17 protein-coding genes and 7 tRNA genes are annotated in these 17,378 nt (G+C 70.8%); 12 read left to right on the plus strand and 12 right to left on the minus strand.

Annotation, left to right across the window (positions count from 1 at the left end; genetic code table 11):
* Positions 1 to 382: 382 nt before the first annotated feature.
* A complete protein-coding gene (locus ABH928_RS34495) occupies positions 383 to 592 on the plus strand; it encodes a hypothetical protein (protein WP_196194181.1) in 210 nt (69 codons plus the stop codon).
* 153 nt (positions 593 to 745) lie between these two features.
* Here the strand turns inward: ABH928_RS34495 and ABH928_RS34500 are convergent.
* The 5 genes from ABH928_RS34500 to ABH928_RS34520 all read right to left on the minus strand — a co-directional run bounded on the left by ABH928_RS34500 (position 746) and on the right by ABH928_RS34520 (position 1,262).
* Positions 746 to 817: transfer RNA gene (locus ABH928_RS34500), tRNA-Val, on the minus strand.
* A 48-nt stretch (positions 818 to 865) separates the two neighbouring features.
* Positions 866 to 937: transfer RNA gene (locus ABH928_RS34505), tRNA-Val, on the minus strand.
* A gap of 74 nt (positions 938 to 1,011) precedes the next feature.
* Positions 1,012 to 1,083 (minus strand) — tRNA-Val (locus ABH928_RS34510).
* 1 nt (position 1,084) lies between these two features.
* Positions 1,085 to 1,158: transfer RNA gene (locus ABH928_RS34515), tRNA-Cys, on the minus strand.
* A 31-nt stretch (positions 1,159 to 1,189) separates the two neighbouring features.
* Positions 1,190 to 1,262: transfer RNA gene (locus ABH928_RS34520), tRNA-Gly, on the minus strand.
* Positions 1,263 to 1,490: 228 nt separating this feature from the next.
* Here ABH928_RS34520 and ABH928_RS34525 point away from each other — a divergent pair.
* The 3 genes from ABH928_RS34525 (at position 1,491) to ABH928_RS34535 (ending at position 4,307) form a co-directional block, all read left to right on the plus strand.
* On the plus strand, positions 1,491 to 2,537 hold the full coding sequence (locus tag ABH928_RS34525; RefSeq protein WP_370072691.1) for a chorismate-binding protein: 1,047 nt from the start codon (positions 1,491 to 1,493) through the stop codon (positions 2,535 to 2,537).
* Positions 2,538 to 2,649: 112 nt separating this feature from the next.
* On the plus strand, positions 2,650 to 3,471 hold the full coding sequence (locus ABH928_RS34530) for an aminotransferase class IV (protein WP_370072692.1): 822 nt from the start codon (positions 2,650 to 2,652) through the stop codon (positions 3,469 to 3,471).
* Positions 3,471 to 4,307 carry a GNAT family N-acetyltransferase gene (locus ABH928_RS34535; RefSeq protein WP_370072678.1) on the plus strand — a complete coding sequence of 279 codons (837 nt, stop codon included), beginning with the start codon at positions 3,471 to 3,473 and terminating at the stop codon, positions 4,305 to 4,307. Before ABH928_RS34530 ends, ABH928_RS34535 begins: the two co-directional genes overlap by 1 nt.
* 72 nt (positions 4,308 to 4,379) lie before the next feature.
* Here ABH928_RS34535 and ABH928_RS34540 read toward each other — a convergent pair whose 3' ends face one another.
* Entirely contained in the window at positions 4,380 to 4,889 is a 510-nt protein-coding gene (locus ABH928_RS34540; protein ID WP_370072679.1) for a DsbA family protein, read from the minus strand.
* A gap of 93 nt (positions 4,890 to 4,982) precedes the next feature.
* Here ABH928_RS34540 and ABH928_RS34545 point away from each other — a divergent pair, with 93 nt between their 5' ends.
* Complete coding sequence (locus tag ABH928_RS34545; RefSeq protein WP_370072680.1) at positions 4,983 to 5,474, plus strand: hypothetical protein; 492 nt, start codon at positions 4,983 to 4,985, stop codon at positions 5,472 to 5,474.
* A 55-nt stretch (positions 5,475 to 5,529) separates the two neighbouring features.
* On the opposite strand, the gene ABH928_RS34550 is transcribed toward ABH928_RS34545, so the two are convergent.
* From ABH928_RS34550 to ABH928_RS34560, 3 genes are all read right to left on the minus strand, one after another.
* Positions 5,530 to 6,684, minus strand: a complete 1,155-nt coding sequence (locus ABH928_RS34550; protein WP_370072681.1) for a low temperature requirement protein A — start codon at positions 6,682 to 6,684, stop codon at positions 5,530 to 5,532.
* Entirely contained in the window at positions 6,681 to 7,319 is a 639-nt protein-coding gene (locus tag ABH928_RS34555) for a CGNR zinc finger domain-containing protein (protein WP_370072682.1), read from the minus strand. The genes ABH928_RS34550 and ABH928_RS34555 overlap by 4 nt, the downstream gene beginning before the upstream one ends.
* Positions 7,320 to 7,670: 351 nt before the next feature.
* Positions 7,671 to 8,084: an SsgA family sporulation/cell division regulator gene (locus tag ABH928_RS34560; protein ID WP_034091203.1), complete on the minus strand. Its 414-nt coding sequence runs from the start codon at positions 8,082 to 8,084 to the stop codon at positions 7,671 to 7,673.
* A gap of 309 nt (positions 8,085 to 8,393) precedes the next feature.
* Here ABH928_RS34560 and ABH928_RS34565 point away from each other — a divergent pair.
* Positions 8,394 to 8,465: transfer RNA gene (locus ABH928_RS34565), tRNA-Val, on the plus strand.
* A 90-nt stretch (positions 8,466 to 8,555) separates the two neighbouring features.
* On the opposite strand, the gene ABH928_RS34570 is transcribed toward ABH928_RS34565, so the two are convergent.
* Positions 8,556 to 8,993 carry an isochorismatase family protein gene (locus ABH928_RS34570; RefSeq protein ID WP_370072683.1) on the minus strand — a complete coding sequence of 146 codons (438 nt, stop codon included), beginning with the start codon at positions 8,991 to 8,993 and terminating at the stop codon, positions 8,556 to 8,558.
* Between the two features lie 115 nt (positions 8,994 to 9,108).
* On the opposite strand from ABH928_RS34570, the gene ABH928_RS34575 reads away from it, so the two are divergent.
* A tRNA-Val gene (locus ABH928_RS34575) sits at positions 9,109 to 9,180 on the plus strand.
* 100 nt (positions 9,181 to 9,280) lie between these two features.
* On the opposite strand, the gene ABH928_RS34580 is transcribed toward ABH928_RS34575, so the two are convergent.
* Entirely contained in the window at positions 9,281 to 10,006 is a 726-nt protein-coding gene (locus ABH928_RS34580) for an exonuclease domain-containing protein (RefSeq protein ID WP_370072684.1), read from the minus strand.
* Between the two features lie 233 nt (positions 10,007 to 10,239).
* Here ABH928_RS34580 and ABH928_RS34585 point away from each other — a divergent pair, with 233 nt between their 5' ends.
* The 4 genes from ABH928_RS34585 (at position 10,240) to ABH928_RS34600 (ending at position 14,884) form a co-directional block, all read left to right on the plus strand.
* The gene (locus ABH928_RS34585; protein ID WP_370072685.1) at positions 10,240 to 10,797 is read left to right on the plus strand and encodes a DUF4365 domain-containing protein; all 558 of its coding nucleotides are present in this window, start codon (positions 10,240 to 10,242) and stop codon (positions 10,795 to 10,797) included.
* Between the two features lie 43 nt (positions 10,798 to 10,840).
* Positions 10,841 to 12,175 carry a hypothetical protein gene (locus ABH928_RS34590; protein ID WP_370072686.1) on the plus strand — a complete coding sequence of 445 codons (1,335 nt, stop codon included), beginning with the start codon at positions 10,841 to 10,843 and terminating at the stop codon, positions 12,173 to 12,175.
* A gap of 90 nt (positions 12,176 to 12,265) precedes the next feature.
* Positions 12,266 to 14,242, plus strand: a complete 1,977-nt coding sequence (thrS, locus tag ABH928_RS34595) for a threonine--tRNA ligase (RefSeq protein WP_370072687.1) — start codon at positions 12,266 to 12,268, stop codon at positions 14,240 to 14,242.
* Positions 14,243 to 14,320: 78 nt separating this feature from the next.
* On the plus strand, positions 14,321 to 14,884 hold the full coding sequence (locus ABH928_RS34600; RefSeq protein ID WP_370072688.1) for an HIT domain-containing protein: 564 nt from the start codon (positions 14,321 to 14,323) through the stop codon (positions 14,882 to 14,884).
* Between the two features lie 99 nt (positions 14,885 to 14,983).
* On the opposite strand, the gene ABH928_RS34605 is transcribed toward ABH928_RS34600, so the two are convergent.
* On the minus strand, positions 14,984 to 16,606 hold the full coding sequence (locus tag ABH928_RS34605; RefSeq protein WP_370072693.1) for a hypothetical protein: 1,623 nt from the start codon (positions 16,604 to 16,606) through the stop codon (positions 14,984 to 14,986).
* Positions 16,607 to 16,715: 109 nt separating this feature from the next.
* On the opposite strand from ABH928_RS34605, the gene ABH928_RS34610 reads away from it, so the two are divergent.
* Entirely contained in the window at positions 16,716 to 17,123 is a 408-nt protein-coding gene (locus tag ABH928_RS34610; RefSeq protein ID WP_370072689.1) for a thiol-disulfide oxidoreductase DCC family protein, read from the plus strand.
* Positions 17,124 to 17,378 lie beyond the last annotated feature (255 nt).

The raw sequence follows: 17,378 nt of genomic DNA on the forward strand, positions 1-17,378 counted from the left end.
GTGTGTCGTGCGTCTGTCGTTCGTCCTGCGGTCGCTCGGTCCGCCCGTCCGGTCGGTTCGCGCCGTCTGCCTGGGCACAGCTTACGGACTCGCGCCGCCGGTGTGCTGATACGCAACGCAGCGGCCGGCTCAGGGTTCTCCCTGAGGGTTCCGCCGGGGCCTTCTCCACCTCGGGGACGAGATCCACGGTCGGCGGGTCCTCCTCGGGGATGCACCGAGGACCCTGCGTCGGCATGACGACCGGGAATGCGGGGAGTCATACGGTGGTTGTGTGCGGTGGGCGGGACGCTCGTCCCCCGAGGTTCTCCGCCCGCCGCCCTCAGCAGACCGGCTCCGTCCGCGCGCTGCGGCAACACGAGTAAGGACGACGACGGTGACGGGCATGACGACGAAGAGGCGGATGGGGGAGTTGGCGATGGCGATGCAGACGGAGGGCCCCGCGCGGCGGCGCAGGTCGCCGGAGGGCACGAGGAACCCGCTGGTCGCGCTTGCCATCGCCCTGCCGGTCGCGGCGCTCCTCGCCTACGCGTTCGGCGCCTGGCACCAGTTCGCCTTGCAGGCGAACACCGTGGTGCAGCTGATGGGCCACTGAGGCCCGTCCCGACGGCCCTGTGCCGTTCCCGAGAACGGCGGGTGCCGTGTCCGGTCTGTCGGTGAGGGCAGCCCGGGCGCGGTGCTCGCGCGCCTTGCCCTCCGAGACGGGCAACGCGAAGGCCCCCAGGCTGAGCCTGGGGGCCTTCTTCGGTGCGCGATACTGGGATTGAACCAGTGACCTCTTCCGTGTCAGGGAAGCGCTCTCCCGCTGAGCTAATCGCGCGGGCGGTACTGCTGGGCCTTGCCGTGGTGCACGCCCCCGGAGGGGCAGTGCGCGATACTGGGATTGAACCAGTGACCTCTTCCGTGTCAGGGAAGCGCTCTCCCGCTGAGCTAATCGCGCGGGTGGTGCTGCGGTACTGCGGATGTTGCCGGTACTGCTGGGCCTTGCCATGGTGCACGCCCCCGGAGGGGCAGTGCGCGATACTGGGATTGAACCAGTGACCTCTTCCGTGTCAGGGAAGCGCTCTCCCGCTGAGCTAATCGCGCATGGAGGTGGAGACGGGATTTGAACCCGTGTACACGGCTTTGCAGGCCGTTGCCTCGCCTCTCGGCCACTCCACCAGGAAAAGACCGACAAGCGATCTTCCTTCCGAGCGGACGACGGGATTCGAACCCGCGACCCTCACCTTGGCAAGGTGATGCTCTACCAACTGAGCCACGTCCGCGTGATCTCCGGTCTGCTTTCCGCTTACTTTCTGCGGTCCGCGTCCCGGCGACGTGTTGAACTCTAGCGGATTCCGGGCCCAGCTCAAATTCCGTATCCACCTGCGTGCCGTAGTCGGCAGTCGCCCCCACAGGCGCTCCTGCCTGCGGAGACCTAGACTTCCGCCTGCCGTACGTCCCGCAGAAGGCAGAGAGCACCCGTGATCCATCCGATTCCGTCGTCCGTCCCGATGGCCCGGTTCGCCGGCCGGGTCGCCACCGGATTGTGCGAGGTCAGCAATGATCCGGCGGTGCTGGACGGGGCCGGGTTCTGGGCCGTCGTCGCCGATTTCGAGGGCCGGATCACCTGCGCCCGCTTCGCGGACGTCCGCCTGGACATCCCGGAGACGGACATCCCGGAGACGGGATCGGACGGCTGGCTCGGCCCGGCTCCCCAGGACTGGCAGAGCTCGCTCGACCGCGACGCCTACACGGCGGGCGTCCGCCGGATCCGCGAGTACATCGCCGTGGGCGAGGTCTACCAGGCCAACCTCTGCCGGGTGCTGACCGCGCCGCTGCCCGACCCGTCCCGCGCCGACGTGGACGCGTTGACCGCGCGCCTGGCCCGCGGCAATCCGGCCCCCTTCGCGGGCACCGTGCGCCTGCCCGACCACGGCGTCGAGGTGGCGACCGCCTCGCCCGAGCTCTTCCTGCACCGGGACGGGGCCGTCGTCCGCTCCGGCCCGATCAAGGGCACCGGCCGCACCGAGGCCGATCTGCTGGAGAAGGACTTCGCCGAGAACGTGATGATCGTCGACCTGGTCCGCAACGACCTGGGCCGGGTCTGCGTCACCGGCAGCGTGACCGTGCCCGAGCTGTGCGCGGTCGAGAAGCATCCGGGCCTGGTGCATCTGGTGTCGCTGGTCGAGGGGCGGTTGCGGCCTGGCACGGGCTGGCCGGAGCTGCTGGCGGCCACCTTCCCGCCGGGCTCGGTCACCGGAGCGCCCAAGAGCAGCGCGCTGCGGATCATCGACGCGCTGGAGACGGCGCCCCGCGGCCCCTACTGCGGCGCGGTCGGCTGGGTCGACGCGGACCGCGGCATCGGCGAACTCGCGGTCGGCATCCGCACGTTCTGGGTCGACCGGGCCGACCCGGCCGGGCCCTGCGTCCGTTTCGGCACCGGGGCCGGGATCACCTGGGGCTCCGATCCGGACCGTGAGTGGGCCGAGACCGAACTCAAGGCGTCCCGACTGGTCGCGATAGCGTCGGAAAGCGAGTCGGCACACGTGCCGAGCTGAGAGCATGCAGTGAGCTCAGCGCATGCAGTGAGGTCAGCGCATTCAGTGACGGCGCGCATGCGGTGAGTTGAGCGTATGCGGCAGTAACGAGTTGAGCGTGAGGGGTGCCACCGTGCAGATCTGGGTCAACGGCCGACTCCACGACGCCGAGGAGGCGACGGTCTCGGTCCTCGACCACGGCATGACCGTCGGCGACGGCGTCTTCGAGACGGTGAAGACGACCGACGGCCGCCCCTTCGCGCTGCGCCGCCACATCGACCGGCTGGAGCGTTCCGCGCGCGGCCTCGGGTTGCCCACCCCCGACCGGGCCGAGGTCGAACGCGCCTGCGCGGCGGTGCTGGAGGCCAACCCGACGGCGCTGGGACGGCTCCGGATCACCTACACCGGCGGCGTCGCGCCGCTCGGCTCGGAACGCGGCGAGATTACGCCCACGCTCGTCGTCGCGCTCGGCCCGACCGTCCGACGGACCGGTGCCACCCCCGTGGTCACCGTCCCGTGGCGGCGCAACGAGCACGCTGCGACGGCCGGGCTGAAGACGACCTCCTACGCCGAGAACGTCGTCGCCCTGGCCCGCGCCCACCAGCACGACGCCGGTGAGGCCCTGCTCGCCAACACCGCGGGCATGCTGTGCGAGGGCACGGCCTCGAACGTCTTCGTGGTCGTCGGCGGTCGACTGCTCACCCCACCGCTCTCCTCCGGCTGCCTGGCCGGGATCACCCGCGCGCTCGTGCTGGAGTGGACCGACGCGGAGGAGGCCGACCTGCCCTACTCGGTGCTGCAGGAGGCGGAGGAGGTCTTCCTGACCGGAACCCTCCGCGACGTCCAGGGCGTCTCCCGGGTCGACCAACGCGAACTCGCTGGCGCGCCGGGCCACGTGACCGTCAAGGTCGGCGAGATCTTCGCCGCGCGCGCCGCCGCCGACCTGGAGCCGTAGTGACGACGACCCTGCGCCCGACCGGTCCCGAGACCCGGACGCCGCTCGGCGGGCGCGGGCGTGACTACGCGATCTGCGTCAACGGACGGCCGGTCGGCGGCGTCCGCCTGCGCGTCGCGCCGGGCGACGTGGGTGTGCTGATCGACCTGGCGGTGGACGAGCCGGATCGCGGTCGGGGACGCGGCACCGTCGCCGTCCTCGCCGCCGAGGAGATCCTGCGCTCCTGGGGCTGCCGCCGCGCCGAGCTGTCGGTGCTGCCGGAGCGCTCGCCCGAGCCCGACCGCGCCATCCGCTGGGTGGCGGGCCTCGGCTACGCCCCGGCCGCCCGCAACATGGTCAAGCAACTCCCGGACACCGCACCGGTGTTGCCCGCCGGAACGGTCGGCCGACCGATGACCTGGGCGGAGTACCCGGTGTGGCTGGCGCAGGAGACGGCGGGCTATCTCGAGCTGCTGGTCGGCATGGGGATGACGCCCGACCAGGCGCGGACCAAGAGCGACGCGGACCACGCGGCCATGCTCGGCGGGGGCCTCGACACCCCGGACACCGTGATCAGTCGCCTGACCGTCGACGGCGTCCCGGTCGGGACGGTCTGGATCAACACCTCCGAGTCGGGCCGCCGACCGGCCTGGGTCTACGACGTGCTGGTGGACGAGGCGCAGCGGGGTCGCGGCCACGGGCGGTCGCTGATGCTGCTCGCCGAGGGCCTCACCCTCGACGCCGGTCGACGCCGTCTCGGCCTGAACGTCCACGCCGGGAACACCCCGGCCGAGCGGCTCTACGAGTCGCTGGGCTACCGCACCGTCCGCTGGGTCTTCGGCAAGTCGCTGCTCTGAGCAACGGCCGTGGGCCGGACCGGGACTTCCCCGGTCCGGCCCACGGCCGAAAACGTCAGCAGGCCGGCGGTGTCACTCGCCCAGCAGGGCGAGGAGTCGCTCGCGCAGACCGTCCTGGCTCTTGCTGCCGTCGAGGCGCTCGCGGCCGACGACCCAGTTCGGGGTGCCCTTGACGCCGATGGCCTTGCCCTCGGCGTGGTCGGCCTCGACCGTGAAGCTGTGGCGGCCGTCGATCAGCGCCGTGTCCATCTCCTCGGCGTCCAGGCCGAGCTCCTCCGCGACCTTCAGCAGCAGCTTGAGCCCGCTGCGGTCCAGCTCCTCGGTGCGGGCCAGCACCGCCTCCACGAACGGCCAGCCCTTGCCCTGGGCGAAGGCCTCCTCGGCGGCCTCGGCCGCCTGGAAGGAGAACGTGTGCTTCTCCAGCGGGAAGTGGCGCAGCACGATCTCCACGCGGTCGCCGTGCGCGGCGCGCAGCGCGTGTACGTCGTCGAGCGCGGTGGCGCAGTCGGGACACTGCAGCTCGCACCAGAGCTCGACGGTCTTGACGGGGGACGCGGACGCGCCCGAGGAACTTTCGGTCATGCTCGCAAGTCTCCCATTTATGGGCACGATGGTTATGACGCCCGCTGGCCCAGCAGCCCGGCGGCATCCCGGCAGCAGAAGGAGAGCCCGATCATGACCGGCATCATCTGCATGGCACTCTCGGCCGTGGGCGTGGTGCTCGCGGTGCTCACCGCCTCGCGCGGACGGTTTCGGGCGGGGATCCGGTGGCTCGCGGTCGCTCTGGTCCCGACCGGGCTCTGGCTGACCGGCCTGATCACGGTCTTCCGGCAGATCGGCCACAGCCTGGCGAGCTGGGCCACTCACCTGGTCTTCGACCCCCGGGTGTGGATCGGGGTCGTGATGCTGGGCGTGGCGGTCGTAGTGCTGTTCAGCACCGGCGTGCGGCTGCGTCGGGGCAGGGGGAAGGGCACGTCGCAGGGCAACGGCACGTCGGTCGCCGCCAAGCAGCCCGCCCCGGCGGCCACCACCGGACGCCCGGCGGGAGCCGGCCAGGCACTTCCCGCCTCGTCGTCCGGCAAGCCCGGCACGTCCGGTGGGAGCGGCGGTACGGACCTGGGCGACTTCTCCGACATCGAGGAGATCCTCAAGCGCCGCGGCATCTGACCGGCTCTCCGGGCGGCTGGCCGGGCGACTGCCCGCGCGCTCGGCGGCCGTCGGATCACGCCCGCTTCAGGCGCGTCCGTTCCCACAGAATCAGGCCGATCAGCAGGCCGGCCGTCGCGGCCAGGGCCGCACAGCCCCCGGACCAGAGAAGTGCGGGCACGCCCGCGGCGAGCACGGCGGCTGCGGCCACCAGGCGCGGTACCGGCCACCGCCCGGCCAAGGTCCAGTGGAAGTAGGCCAGTCCACCGAGGTACAGGGCGGTCCCGAGCGGCAGCATGGCGGCGGGCAGTCCGTGCAACGGCTCGGTGAACGCGTCGATCGCCTCCTGCATCCCGACCGCCGAAAGGGCGATGCCGAAGATGACGAACAGGTAGGCGTAGCCGAAGGAGAGGACCGCGACGCGGGTGCGACGCTGCGCCGGGACCCGCTCCAGCAGGGTCAGACTGTCGTGCTCCTCGCGGTCGAAGTAGAGCCACCACATCGCCGCGCTGACGGCCAGCGCCAGCAGAGCGCCCACCAGCACCGCCGTCAGTCGGTCCTCGTGCGTCGCCGCCGCGCCGACCTCGGTGATCGACTCGCCGAGCACGATGATCACGGCCAGCCCGTGCCGCTCCACGAAGTGCCCGGCACCCACGCTGAACCCGCCGACGCCGCCGTGGAACGGGGTCACCCACTCGATCAGCACGGCGACCGCCCACACCCAGGCGCGCTCGTGCGCGGGAACCGCCCCGGCGGCGAGCACCACCAGCGCGCTGATCACGTTGATCGGGCCGATCCTGGTGATCCCGAGGTGGCCGGAGGTGCCCAGGAATCCGAAGGCGTGGACCAGCACCACGAGGAGGTACGCCGCACCGAAGACCAGCCCCCACGGGCCCGGTTCCGCCGCGCGCGGCACCGCCATCGACATCACGAAGAACCCCGCCGTGCCGAGCAGGAGCAGCAGGCGGGGGCCGATCTGCTCCAGGTCGAGCGCGTTGGTCAACCAGGCATAGCCCCCGTACATCCACCAGACCAGCGCCAGCAGCAGCGCCGACTGGGCCAGGCGGAGCAGGTCGGGGTGGGCTGCGAGCAGCCCGGCGATCTGGGTGATGGTGAAGACGAAGACCAGGTCGAAGAAGAGCTCCAGCGGACGCACCGAATCCGCGGGCGCCGTGGTTCCGGCCGTCGTCGCGTCGGTCGGGCCGCCGCTCCCGTTGTTCCCTTCAGTCACGTCCCCACGCCGACACCGGGCGTCTCCGGCGTCGTGTCACCCACGGCCGCGCTCCGCGCGGAGCCGAGCTCGGCCTCCGGCGGGGGAGCGACGCGCTGCCGCGCGCGGTAGGCGGCCACGTGCAGGCGGTTGCCGCAGGTACGGCTGTCGCAGTAGCGGCGCGAGCGGTTGCGGGAGAGGTCGACGAAGACCCGGACGCAGTCCGGGGCCTCGCAACGGCGCAGCCGCTCGCGTTCGCCCGCGACCAGGACCATCGACAGGGCGATCCCGGACTCGGCGGCCATCCGGTCGGCCAGCGCCGCGCCGGGCGCGAAGTAGTGGATGTGCCAGTCGTGACCGTCGTGGTCGGTCAGTCTGGGCGTGGTGCCGGCCCGGGCGATCAGGCTGTTGAGCAGCTCGGCCGCCTCAGGGATGGTCGGCGCACCCAGCACCTCCCAGAAGCGTGCCCGCAGCAGGCGGATCGCGTCGAGGTCGGTGGCGGTCAGCCGTCCCACCTCGCTCAGTTCGCGGTGGGCCACGAAGCCGCGCAGGGCGGGCAGGTCCGGAAGAGCCTCCTGGCCGCAGGCTTCGGGGGACGTGTTCAGCAGCTCGACCAGAGCGTCGAGAGCGCATTCGGTGTCGTGGGTGATCAGCACGGCGGGGCTCCTGGCTCTCCGTGGCCCGACGGTTCGGCCGCGTGGTTGGGGCCGACTGGTTGGCGAGGACTCTACCCTTCGTGACGGGTCAAGGTCATGACGACACCATCGCCCGTGCTGACAGGCCCGAACGGGGGAGTGACGCGCGTCGACTGACGTGTCGACGGATGCGGCGACCCACGTGGCGACCGACGAGGCGACCGACGTGTGAGGGGCCTGGAAAAGCCGCTGCGGCCCGGCGATGGGGTCTCCATCACCGGGCCGCAACGGCCTTGCCGTGCTGCGCCGCGTGCCCCCGAGTAGCACGCCCGCGCATGTAGGTGCAGCGCTGTGCGAGGTCAGCGCATGGTGCTAGCTCTCCGCCAGGATGTGGCTCAGCTCCCTGTCGAGGTCGAAGTGCCGGTGCTCGGTCCCCGGGGGGACCGCGGCGTCGGTTCGCTTGAGGAAGGACTCCAGCGCGCGGGCCGGGGCTTCCAGCAGGGCTTCTCCCTCGGGAGAGCTCAACGCGATGCAGACGACTCCTTGTCCGTGGCTGCGTGAGGGCCAGACACGGACATCGCCGGTCCCGGTCGGCCGGTGCAGCCCCTCCGCGAGGAGGTCGCGGGCGAACACCCAGTCGACGGTCTCGTCGGCGCCCGTGTGGAAGGTGGCGTGCACGGCATAGGGGTCGGCCGTGTCGTAGCGCAGCCCCGCCGGAACGGGGAGGGAAGACTCGCTCGACACGATGAGGCGCAGGTGCAGCTCGCAGCTGACCGTGGTGTTCATAAGCGCCAAGGCCTTTCGCTCAGTGTGCGCTCGGGGATCGCACGTCGGCGAACGGACCATCCCACCGTTGGGCCCGGTGTAAACCCCTCTGTCCGGATTAGTGCGCTCCGGATACCCCATCTGGCGCAGTCGTCACAGACGTCACAGGAGTCACACGAAGCGGCAGGTGAGAGCCGTTTCGCGGTTCGTCCAGGGACGGTTTTCAGCCAGTGTCCGGCCAGTGGGCGCAGCTCTGCCCGCGCCCCGGCGCAACGGGCCGGAGCGGTGCCGGAGCAGGGGTCGGCATGCGGTAGTGTTTTCCCTGCGCCCGGGCGATTAGCTCAGTGGGAGAGCGCTTCGTTCACACCGAAGAGGTCACTGGTTCGAACCCAGTATCGCCCACCCCGGACCGAAGGCTCGCAGGTCGTCGACCTGCGGGCCTTCGGCGTGTCCCGATCGGAGCAGCGCGGCTTCAGCCGGATCAGCGGGGCGTCAGCTGAAGGGGACCGCGTCCGCGTCGGCGATCACCGCGCCGACCGCCGCCAGCTCGTCCTCCACCCGTCGCGCCGCCTCCATGGTGAACCCCTCGTGCGCGCCGGAGGCCAGCACCACGCGGTAGCCGCGTCCGAGCGCCGCCGTCACCGTGGCCGAGACGGCGTGCTCGCTCCAGACTCCGGCCACCACCAGTCGGCTCCCCGCCGGGAGCGCCTCGGTGAGGGCGCTGCCGAGGAAGGCGTTCTCGTCGGTGCGGTCGACCACTGTTTCCCCGTGCCAGGAGCCGAAGAGCAGTGGCTGGCCGTCGCTGCGGACGTGGACGACGGGCGCACCCGCGTTTCTGGCCCGACTGAGCAGTGTGCGCAGGGACGCGGCGACGGAGGGGGTGAGCAGCATGTCGCGCTGGACGTCGAGGAGCAGCAGTGCGGTGGCCATACGACCAGGTTAGCACTGGTGTTCGAATCGTTCGGATCGTTCGAGTCGAACGACGAGGCTCGGGATAGGCATTTCTGGCATCGGCCCAGGCAGTGCTAATGTTCTCTGCGTGCCCGGGCGATTAGCTCAGTGGGAGAGCGCTTCGTTCACACCGAAGAGGTCACTGGTTCGAACCCAGTATCGCCCACCCGTGCAGGACATGAAGGCCCCTCAGTTGAGGGGCCTTCAGCTGTTCTTCCCCTTCTTTCGGTCCTTCGCAGGGCCTTCGCCAGACCTTCCTCCGCCACTCAGGCGGCCTGCTCCAGGGGGAGCCGCAGCGGCCAGGCCCGATCCACCGGGGTGGGTGTACCGCTGCGCGAGAACCACTGTTCGAGTCCGCGCGCCTGCGCCGCGTGCCACACCGCCTGACGCAGATGCAGCTCCGCCGTGGTCAACCCCTCCAGGCGGCCGTGGTGACGACGCCCTATGGCCCTGGTCAGCTCCATCGCCGCCGTGGCGTCGGCGCCGGCGTCGTGCGCGTCCGCCAGTGGGACGTCGTAGCTCGCGCACAGTGCGGCGAGGGTCCGCCGGCCCTTGCGGTAGCGGTCGAGATGCTTGTCCAGCACCCAGGGGTCCAGAACCAACAGCGGTGTGCCGGAGAAGTAGTGACTGAGCATCAGATTACGGTGGCGGCGCAGTTCGCGGTCGAGGAGGGTGAGGTCGTAGGGGGCGTTCATCACCACCAACGGCCGTCCGGCGCGCGCGCTTTCGGCCAGAGCGTGCGCGATCTCCTCCACCACGACTCCCGGTGCCCGGCCGTGCTCGCGCGCCCAGGAGTCGGTCAGTCCGTGCACCGCCGTGGCCTGCGCGGGAATCGGCAGGCCCGGGTCGACGGCCCAGTCCAGCCGCCGCAGTTCGCCGCCCGGCGCGTCCTGCAGCACCAGGGCGGCCGTCACGATCCGGTCGCGTTCGACGTCGACGCCGGTGGTCTCGGTGTCGAAGGACGCGAGCGGCCCTTCGTGCCAGAGCGTCATCACCGTCCCCCTGTCCTTTCTGCTGTCCTTTCTCGCCCCGTCACTGTGATCTCGACGGATGGCAGAAACGCTTCACACCTGGGTGATACCCGGTCACTTTCCGCATTCAATCCTCCTGTCGGAGATACACAGCTGTTGCGTTGTTTCGCGCCATCCAGTCGTGGAAAGACCGAAGTTGACGGGGTGTCCGAAACGGGGCGGATCCGCCCGTCGTCTGGACCGGAGCGGTACCGATGGCAACTACCTGGCCCGAACCGGCCGCGCCGGACGGGCGTTCTCTTCGCGGTCAACTCGCCGTCACCTCCTGCATGGAGACGCTGCAGGTGGGGTATCTCCATGCCGTGGCGGCCGCCGCGGGCTGCGCCCTCGCCTCACCCTTCCCGGACAACGGGATCGACTGGCATCTCAGCCACGGCAACTCCGCCCACCTGGTCGACGACGAGGCCACCATCAAGGTCCAGCTCAAATGCACCGCGCAGATCCCGCCGAACCCGGCCGGACCGCACTTCAGCTTCACCCTCGACAACGACCACCTGCGCAAACTCGCCCACCCCCGGGTCGCCGTGCACAAGATCCTGGTGGTGATGCTGGCGCCCCGTCAGGTCGACCAGTGGCTGCTCGCCCGGCCCGACCGGCTGGAGCTGCGGCACTGCTGCTACTGGGTCAACCTGGCCGGACATCCGATCACCGGCAGGCGGCGGACGAATGTCCGGATACCGACGGAGCAGGTCTTCGACGACCGCGCCCTGTGCGCCATCATGGCGCGTGTGGGGGCGGGCGACCGGCCGTGATCATCCCGATTCACGGGCATCCCACCGGCTCGGGAGGGCACGCGTGACAGCCAGGCGGCAGGACACCCCGGCAGATTCCGTGATCCCCGTGGCCCGCGCCGCCGTGCGAGCCCGGGGCGGACGCACCCTGCTGCCCCCCGCCGAACCCGATCTGCCCGACCCCGGACGGGTCGACCCCGCCGTGCTCACCACCCTGCTCGCCCGGCACGGCTGGATCCGCAAGGGCGGTGCGCAGGGCCGCTACAGCCGCTGGGCCCCGCCCGACGACCTGGAGCCGGACACCAGCCTGTTGGTCCCGGGTGACCGTCACTTCGACGACAGCCTCGACCTGATCGAGGAGGCCGTCCTCACCCTCTCCCGCTCCGGCGTCCCCTCGGCCCGCGCCATCCTGGCCGCGCTGCTCGTCCCCGGCGACGAGATCCACTGGCGACGCGAGGTGCCCGGTGTCGGTGGAGCGGTGGCCTGGGGCGCGGAGGCGGAGCTGCGTTCGGCCGCCGCCGCCATGCTCGCGGCGGCGGCCAAGGCCGGGCAGGCCCGGGCGGCGTACTTCGGTGCGCGGCTGGACGCCTACGCCGCCGAGTACGTCGAGCGGGTCCTGGTCGTCGCGCCCGGCACCGGCGCCGGGTTGCTCACCGCCTACAGCCCCGCGCCCGCCGACCGGCTCGCCACGACCACCCTGGTCCGCGCGCTGGAGACGCTGCGGGACGCGATCGACCTGCAGCGGGCCACCGGCCAGACCGACGCGTTCGACAACGGCGTCCGGCTCGGGCTGAGCCGCGAACTGGTCGGCTCGGTCGCCCACCTGGTCCGCGGCAGCGAGGGCGCGCAGGTCGGCTTGCACTGGTCGGCGCAGGTCGGCGTCCCGCATGGGTTCGGCAACCGGCGCCTGGTCGTCGACTTCTCGCCCGGCGACCTTCCGGCCCTGGAAGCGGCGGCGGCCCGGCTCGAACGCAGCGAACCCGCCGTCGAGGTCGCCCTCACCGGCGCGGTGGTCCGCCTCAAGCGGGCCGTCCCGGGAGCGGAGGGCGTGGTCCGGTTGCGGGTGCTGAGCGGCGCGGATGTCGAGGAGGTCCGGGTCCGCCTCGGCGACCGCGACTACCGCACCGCGGTGACCGCCCATCTGGAGGGGGCACCGGTCCGGTTGCGTGGCCTGTTGGAGCGCAAGGGCGGCTTCCGCAAGATCACCGGCGCCCGTGACGTCGCCGTGGTCGAGCTCGACGAGGCCGAACGCGACCGCCTGGCCAAGACGCTGCGCCTGAGCGGCCCCGGCGGGGGTGAGTCGGACGGCGTCGAGGGCGAGGACGACACCGATACCGACACGGACCCCGACAGCGACCCCGGCCCTGGCCCCGGCCCCGACCGCGGTGCAGCGGGGTGAGCCTGCGCGAGGGCGCCCGCCGGGTCGGTACCATCGTGATCGCAGCGCACTGCTGCCCTTCCACGAGGAACCGAGAGTCAGGAGAGTCCGGTGTCGGACGTCCGTGTGATCATCAATCGCGAACCCGACCGGGAAGACCGCGTGGTGACGACGGGCACGACGGCCGCCGAGCTCTTCCCGGGTGAGCGCGCTGTCATCGCCGCCAAGGTCGGCGGCGAGCTCAAGGACCTCACCTACACGCTGGTTGACGGCGACGAGGTCGAGCCGGTGGAGATCACCAGCGAGGACGGCCTCAACATCCTGCGCCACTCCACCGCGCACGTCATGGCCCAGGCCGTCCAGGAGGTCTTCCCGGAGGCCAAGCTCGGCATCGGCCCGCCCATCAAGGACGGCTTCTACTACGACTTCGACGTCGAGAAGCCGTTCACCCCCGAGGACCTCAAGGTCATCGAGAAGAAGATGCAGGAGATCCAGAAGCGCGGCCAGCGCTTCCAGCGCCGCGTGGTCACCGAGGAGTCGGCCCGCGAGGAGCTGGCGAACGAGCCGTACAAGCTGGAGTTGATCGGCCTCAAGGGCTCCGCCTCCTCCGACGACGGCGCGGACGTCGAGGTGGGCGGCGGCGAGCTGACCATCTACGACAACCTGGACGCCAAGACCGGCGACCTGTGCTGGAAGGACCTCTGCCGCGGTCCGCACCTGCCCAGCACCCGGCTGATCCCGGCCTTCAAGCTGATGCGCAACGCCGCCGCGTACTGGCGCGGCAGCGAGAAGAACCCGATGCTGCAGCGCATCTACGGCACCGCCTGGCCGTCCAAGGACGAGCTGAAGGCGTACCTCGACTTCCTGGAGGAGGCCGAGAAGCGCGACCACCGCAAGCTCGGCAGCGAGCTGGACCTCTTCTCCATCCCGGAGCAGATCGGCTCCGGCCTCGCGGTCTTCCACCCCAAGGGCGGCATCATCCGCCGCGCGATGGAGGACTACTCGCGCAAGCGGCACGAGCAGGCGGGCTACGAGTTCGTCTACACCCCGCACGCCACCAAGGGCACCCTCTTCGAGCAGTCGGGCCACCTGGACTGGTACGCGGACGGCATGTACCCGCCCATGCAGCTCGACGAGGGCGTGGACTACTACCTCAAGCCCATGAACTGCCCGATGCACAACCTGATCTTCGACGCCCGTGGGCGCTCCTACCGTGAGCTCCCGCTGCGCCTGTTCGAGTTCGGCACGGTGTACCGGTACGAGAAGTCCGGCGTGGTCCACGGCCTGACCCGCGCCCGCGGCTTCACCCAGGACGACGCGCACATCTACTGCACCAAGGAGCAGATGGCGGACGAGCTCGACTCGCTGCTGACCTTCGTGCTGGACCTGCTGCGCGACTACGGCCTGAACGACTTCTACCTGGAGCTCTCCACCAAGGACCCGGAGAAGTACATCGGGTCGGACGAGGTCTGGGAGGAGGCGACCGAGACGCTGCGCAAGGCCGCCGAGAAGCAGGGCCTGCCGCTCGTCCCGGACCCGGGCGGCGCGGCCTTCTACGGCCCGAAGATCTCCGTCCAGGCCAAGGACGCCATCGGCCGCACCTGGCAGATGTCGACCATCCAGGTCGACTTCAACCTGCCGGAGCGGTTCGACCTCGAGTACACCTCGGCGGACGGCACCCGTCAGCGTCCGGTCATGATCCACCGTGCGCTGTTCGGCTCGATCGAGCGCTTCTTCGCGGTGCTGCTGGAGCACTACGCGGGCGCCATGCCGCCGTGGCTGGCCCCGGTCCAGGCGGTCGGGATCCCGATCGGCGACGGCCACGTCGAGTACCTCCAGGAGTTCGCCCGCGAGGCCAAGGCCAAGGGCCTGCGCTTCGAGGTGGACGCCTCCGGGGACCGGATGCAGAAGAAGATCCGCAACCACCAGAAGCAGAAGGTCCCGTTCATGGTCATCGTCGGCGACGAGGACATGGCCGCGGGCACCGTCTCCTTCCGCTACCGCGACGGCTCGCAGAAGAACGGCATCTCCCGCGAGGAGGCGCTGGCCGAACTGCTCGACGTGGTGGAGCGCCGCGTCCAGGTCTGAGTCCGAGGTCCGCTGTCCCGCCGGAGCAGCGGGTATGGGTGTGGTGAGGGCGGTCCCAGCCGGGGCCGCCCTCCGCCTATGCTGATCAGCATGACCACGGAGCCGTACGAACAGTACGAGGAGCAGAGCATCCCTGACGGGTTCGGCCGCCTCTGGACCCCGCACCGGATGGCCTACATCCAGGGCGAGGACAAGCCGACCGGCCCCGAGCCGGACGACGGCTGTCCCTTCTGCGCCATTCCGTCGATGAGCGACGAGGACGGTCTGATCGTCCGGCGTGGGGTGCACGCCTACGCCGTCCTCAACAAGTACCCCTACAACGGTGGCCACTTGATGGCCGTCCCGTACCGCCACGTCGCCGACTACACCGAGCTGACGGCGGAGGAGACGGTCGAGATCGCCGACCTGACCAAGCAGGCGATGACGGCGCTGCGCACGGCGTCCGGCGCGCACGGCTTCAACATCGGCATCAACCAGGGCTCGGCGGGCGGCGCGGGTATCGCGGCCCACCTGCACCAGCACATCGTGCCGCGCTGGGGCGGGGACACGAACTTCATGCCGGTCGTCGGCCGGGTCAAGGTGCTGCCGCAGATGCTGAGCGAGACCCGCAAGTTGGTCGCCGAGGCCTGGCCGCAGGACTGAGCGGGGATGCAGGAGTGAGCGGGCATGCAGGACTGAGCGAGCATGCAGAGCGAGGGGCCCCGGACATCGCGTCCGGGGCCCCTCGTCGTACGGTCGCTCTCACGCGTCGTACACGTCGGCCTTGAACGGCCGGATGCCCTGGGCCTCCGAGCCCAGCATCTGCGAGCGGTTCTGGAAGCGCTCGACGTCGATGTCGTGGTCCCGCAGCACGTCCAACGTCGCCTCGTGGACCGCGCGCAGCACCGGGACGGCGATGTTGATCGCGTCGTCGGCCATGAAACGGTTGCTCCACGGGCGCGCCGCCCAGGCGGAGCGGATGCCGAACGGTTCCGGGAGCTTGACCGAACCGCCCAGCCAGTTCAACAGCCCCTGGTTCCAGGTGAACGGCGCCCGGGTGGCCAGTCGCACCACCTCGGCGTTGGTGACGACGGGCAGGGTGACCGTCCGCTCCTCCCAGAACTTGCCGGTCTTCTGCACCTGCTTCTCCGGCGCCTTCGGCTTGTCGCCGAACCAGCCCGGCAGCGGGCCGAGCGCGTGACCGGAGACCTCGATCCGCAGCGTCTCCGAGAGCACGCTCACCCTGGTCATCATGGTGATGACCAACTGGCCGTTCCAGAGCACGAACTGGGTGCCCAGGTAGTGCCGGGGGCTGCTCCCGAAGGACTGCTTGTTCGCGACGTCGGCCACCGCGGACGGCCGCATCAGGAAGCCGTCCATCTCCGGCCCCGACGGCCGGCCGAACTCGTCCGCGCCCTCGCCCAGCGGCAGCACCACCCAGTGCTTCACGTCGACGCCGGGGACGCCGCCGTCCGCCAGCGGCGAGCGCTTGAGCCGGCCCAGGCGCTCGTCCATCTTCCGCACCAGGTCGAAGGCGTGGAACGGGCGAATCTCCTCGAACCCCGGTGCGGGCTTGAGCTGTTCGGCGAGCTGCCAGGACGCCCAGCGGGGGCCGAGGCCGAGTATTCCCTTGGAACCGGCGTAGTGGACGATGTTGGTGTCCTGCTCGGCGGAGAGCTTGGACAGCTGCTTGCGCTGGTTCTCGGCCTTGTGGTCGTCCGGCCCCTTGGGCACCGCGCCCGGCACGGTCGGCCCGAGGGCGCCGCCCTCGAGCAGCGAGCGCCAGCGCGACCGCAACTGCTCGGAGGTGCGCACGCAGATCTGCCGCGCCACGAACCAGCCGGCCACCGGCACGATGCACATGACGCGCAGGTAGTCGCCCCAGAACCCGGTGACGGTGCCCGGTCGCCACGCCAGCAGGCCCGCGATCAGCACGGCCACGAGCACGCCGAAGTTCTGCACCACCTCGCGCCGCTTCGCACCGGACCGCCGGGCGGCCTCGAAGACCAGCAGCCAGAGCAACGCCCCGGGCAGGAACAGCAGTCCGAAGACGACGGCCACCAAGGTCAGCCGCTTGTCCCGCTGGTGGCGGACGTCCTCCGCCTCCAGGCAGTGCTCGACGACGAGGCGCGACGCCGCGCCGTACGACGGCACCATCGGCTTGCGCGTCGCGCCGAGGGTGCGGGCCAGCACGGCCTCGCAGAAGGCCTCGCCGAGGTTGGGGGAGAGCAGCCGGATCCGGCCCGACTTGTGCTTGACGCCCTCGGAGAGGTCGAGCAGCCGCTCGAAGTCGCCGTCGCGGTAGGCGAGGGAGGAGAGGGAGGTGGTGGCCCCCGAGCTCGGTGACGGATCGGTCCGCAGCACCTGCGGCCCGATGTCGCTCATCGTCACGGCGAATCCTCTCTGAGCGTGTGTCAACGGGCCTGCGGAGTCAGGGTATCGCCGCCGATCACCCGGTGTCAGGGGTTCCCGTCGGACCTGCGAGAATGGCTGTATGGAGCTCACTGCGGGCACCCCGGTCCTGCTCTACGACGGCGACTGCGCCTTCTGTACGACGTCCGTGCGGACGGCGGAGCGCGTCCTCGGTACGTCGGGCTGGACGGCGATCCCGTACCAACGCGCGGACCTGGACGCGCTGGCGTCCTTCACCGACGGCGCGGTCTCCGAGGCCCGCGCGGAGCGCGAGGTCCTCTGGATCACCCCCACGGGCACGGTCGTCGGCGGCGCCGACGCGGCAGCGAAGCTGTTGCTACGCAGCAGGCGGTTCCCCTGGACGGTGCTGGGCGCTCTGGCGTTCCTGCCGGGCCTCCGCTTCCTCCTCTCGGAGCTGTACATCTGGATCGCCACCAACCGCCACCGCCTCCCCGGCGGCACGCCGGCCTGCTCGATCTCTGACAGGTAGCTATGCGCTGAGGGACGTTGCACTATCCAGGGGCGCGGGGCTCTGCTGATCCGCGGCTTCGCCGCGTGGGCGCGACCAGGCGGGGGCTTTGTTGCCGCAGGTAGTTGCAACACCCAGGGGCGCGGGGCTCTGCTGATCTGCGGCTTCGCCGCGTGGGCGGGACCAGGCGGGGGCTTTGTTGCCGCAGGTAGTTGCAACACCCAGGGGCGCGGGGCTCTGCTGATCTGCGGCTTCGCCGCGTGGGCGGGACCAGGC

It is taken from the genome of Streptacidiphilus sp. MAP5-3 (genome assembly GCF_041262505.1).
In the GTDB taxonomy this organism is placed as follows: domain Bacteria; phylum Actinomycetota; class Actinomycetes; order Streptomycetales; family Streptomycetaceae; genus Streptacidiphilus.

Excerpts from the sequence above, each read along its gene's own strand:
- ABH928_RS34495 (WP_196194181.1), top strand. The coding sequence starts at position 383 with ATGACGACGAAGAGGCGGATGGGGGAGTTGGCGATGGCGATGCAGACG.
- ABH928_RS34525 (WP_370072691.1), top strand. The coding sequence starts at position 1,491 with ATGGCCCGGTTCGCCGGCCGGGTCGCCACCGGATTGTGCGAGGTCAGC.
- ABH928_RS34540 (WP_370072679.1), bottom strand. The coding sequence starts at position 4,889 with ATGACCGAAAGTTCCTCGGGCGCGTCCGCGTCCCCCGTCAAGACCGTC.
- ABH928_RS34545 (WP_370072680.1), top strand. The coding sequence starts at position 4,983 with ATGACCGGCATCATCTGCATGGCACTCTCGGCCGTGGGCGTGGTGCTC.
- ABH928_RS34560 (WP_034091203.1), bottom strand. The coding sequence starts at position 8,084 with ATGAACACCACGGTCAGCTGCGAGCTGCACCTGCGCCTCATCGTGTCG.
- ABH928_RS34570 (WP_370072683.1), bottom strand. The coding sequence starts at position 8,993 with ATGGCCACCGCACTGCTGCTCCTCGACGTCCAGCGCGACATGCTGCTC.
- ABH928_RS34580 (WP_370072684.1), bottom strand. The coding sequence starts at position 10,006 with ATGACGCTCTGGCACGAAGGGCCGCTCGCGTCCTTCGACACCGAGACC.
- ABH928_RS34585 (WP_370072685.1), top strand. The coding sequence starts at position 10,240 with ATGGCAACTACCTGGCCCGAACCGGCCGCGCCGGACGGGCGTTCTCTT.
- ABH928_RS34600 (WP_370072688.1), top strand. The coding sequence starts at position 14,321 with ATGCTGATCAGCATGACCACGGAGCCGTACGAACAGTACGAGGAGCAG.
- ABH928_RS34605 (WP_370072693.1), bottom strand. The coding sequence starts at position 16,606 with ATGAGCGACATCGGGCCGCAGGTGCTGCGGACCGATCCGTCACCGAGC.
- ABH928_RS34610 (WP_370072689.1), top strand. The coding sequence starts at position 16,716 with ATGGAGCTCACTGCGGGCACCCCGGTCCTGCTCTACGACGGCGACTGC.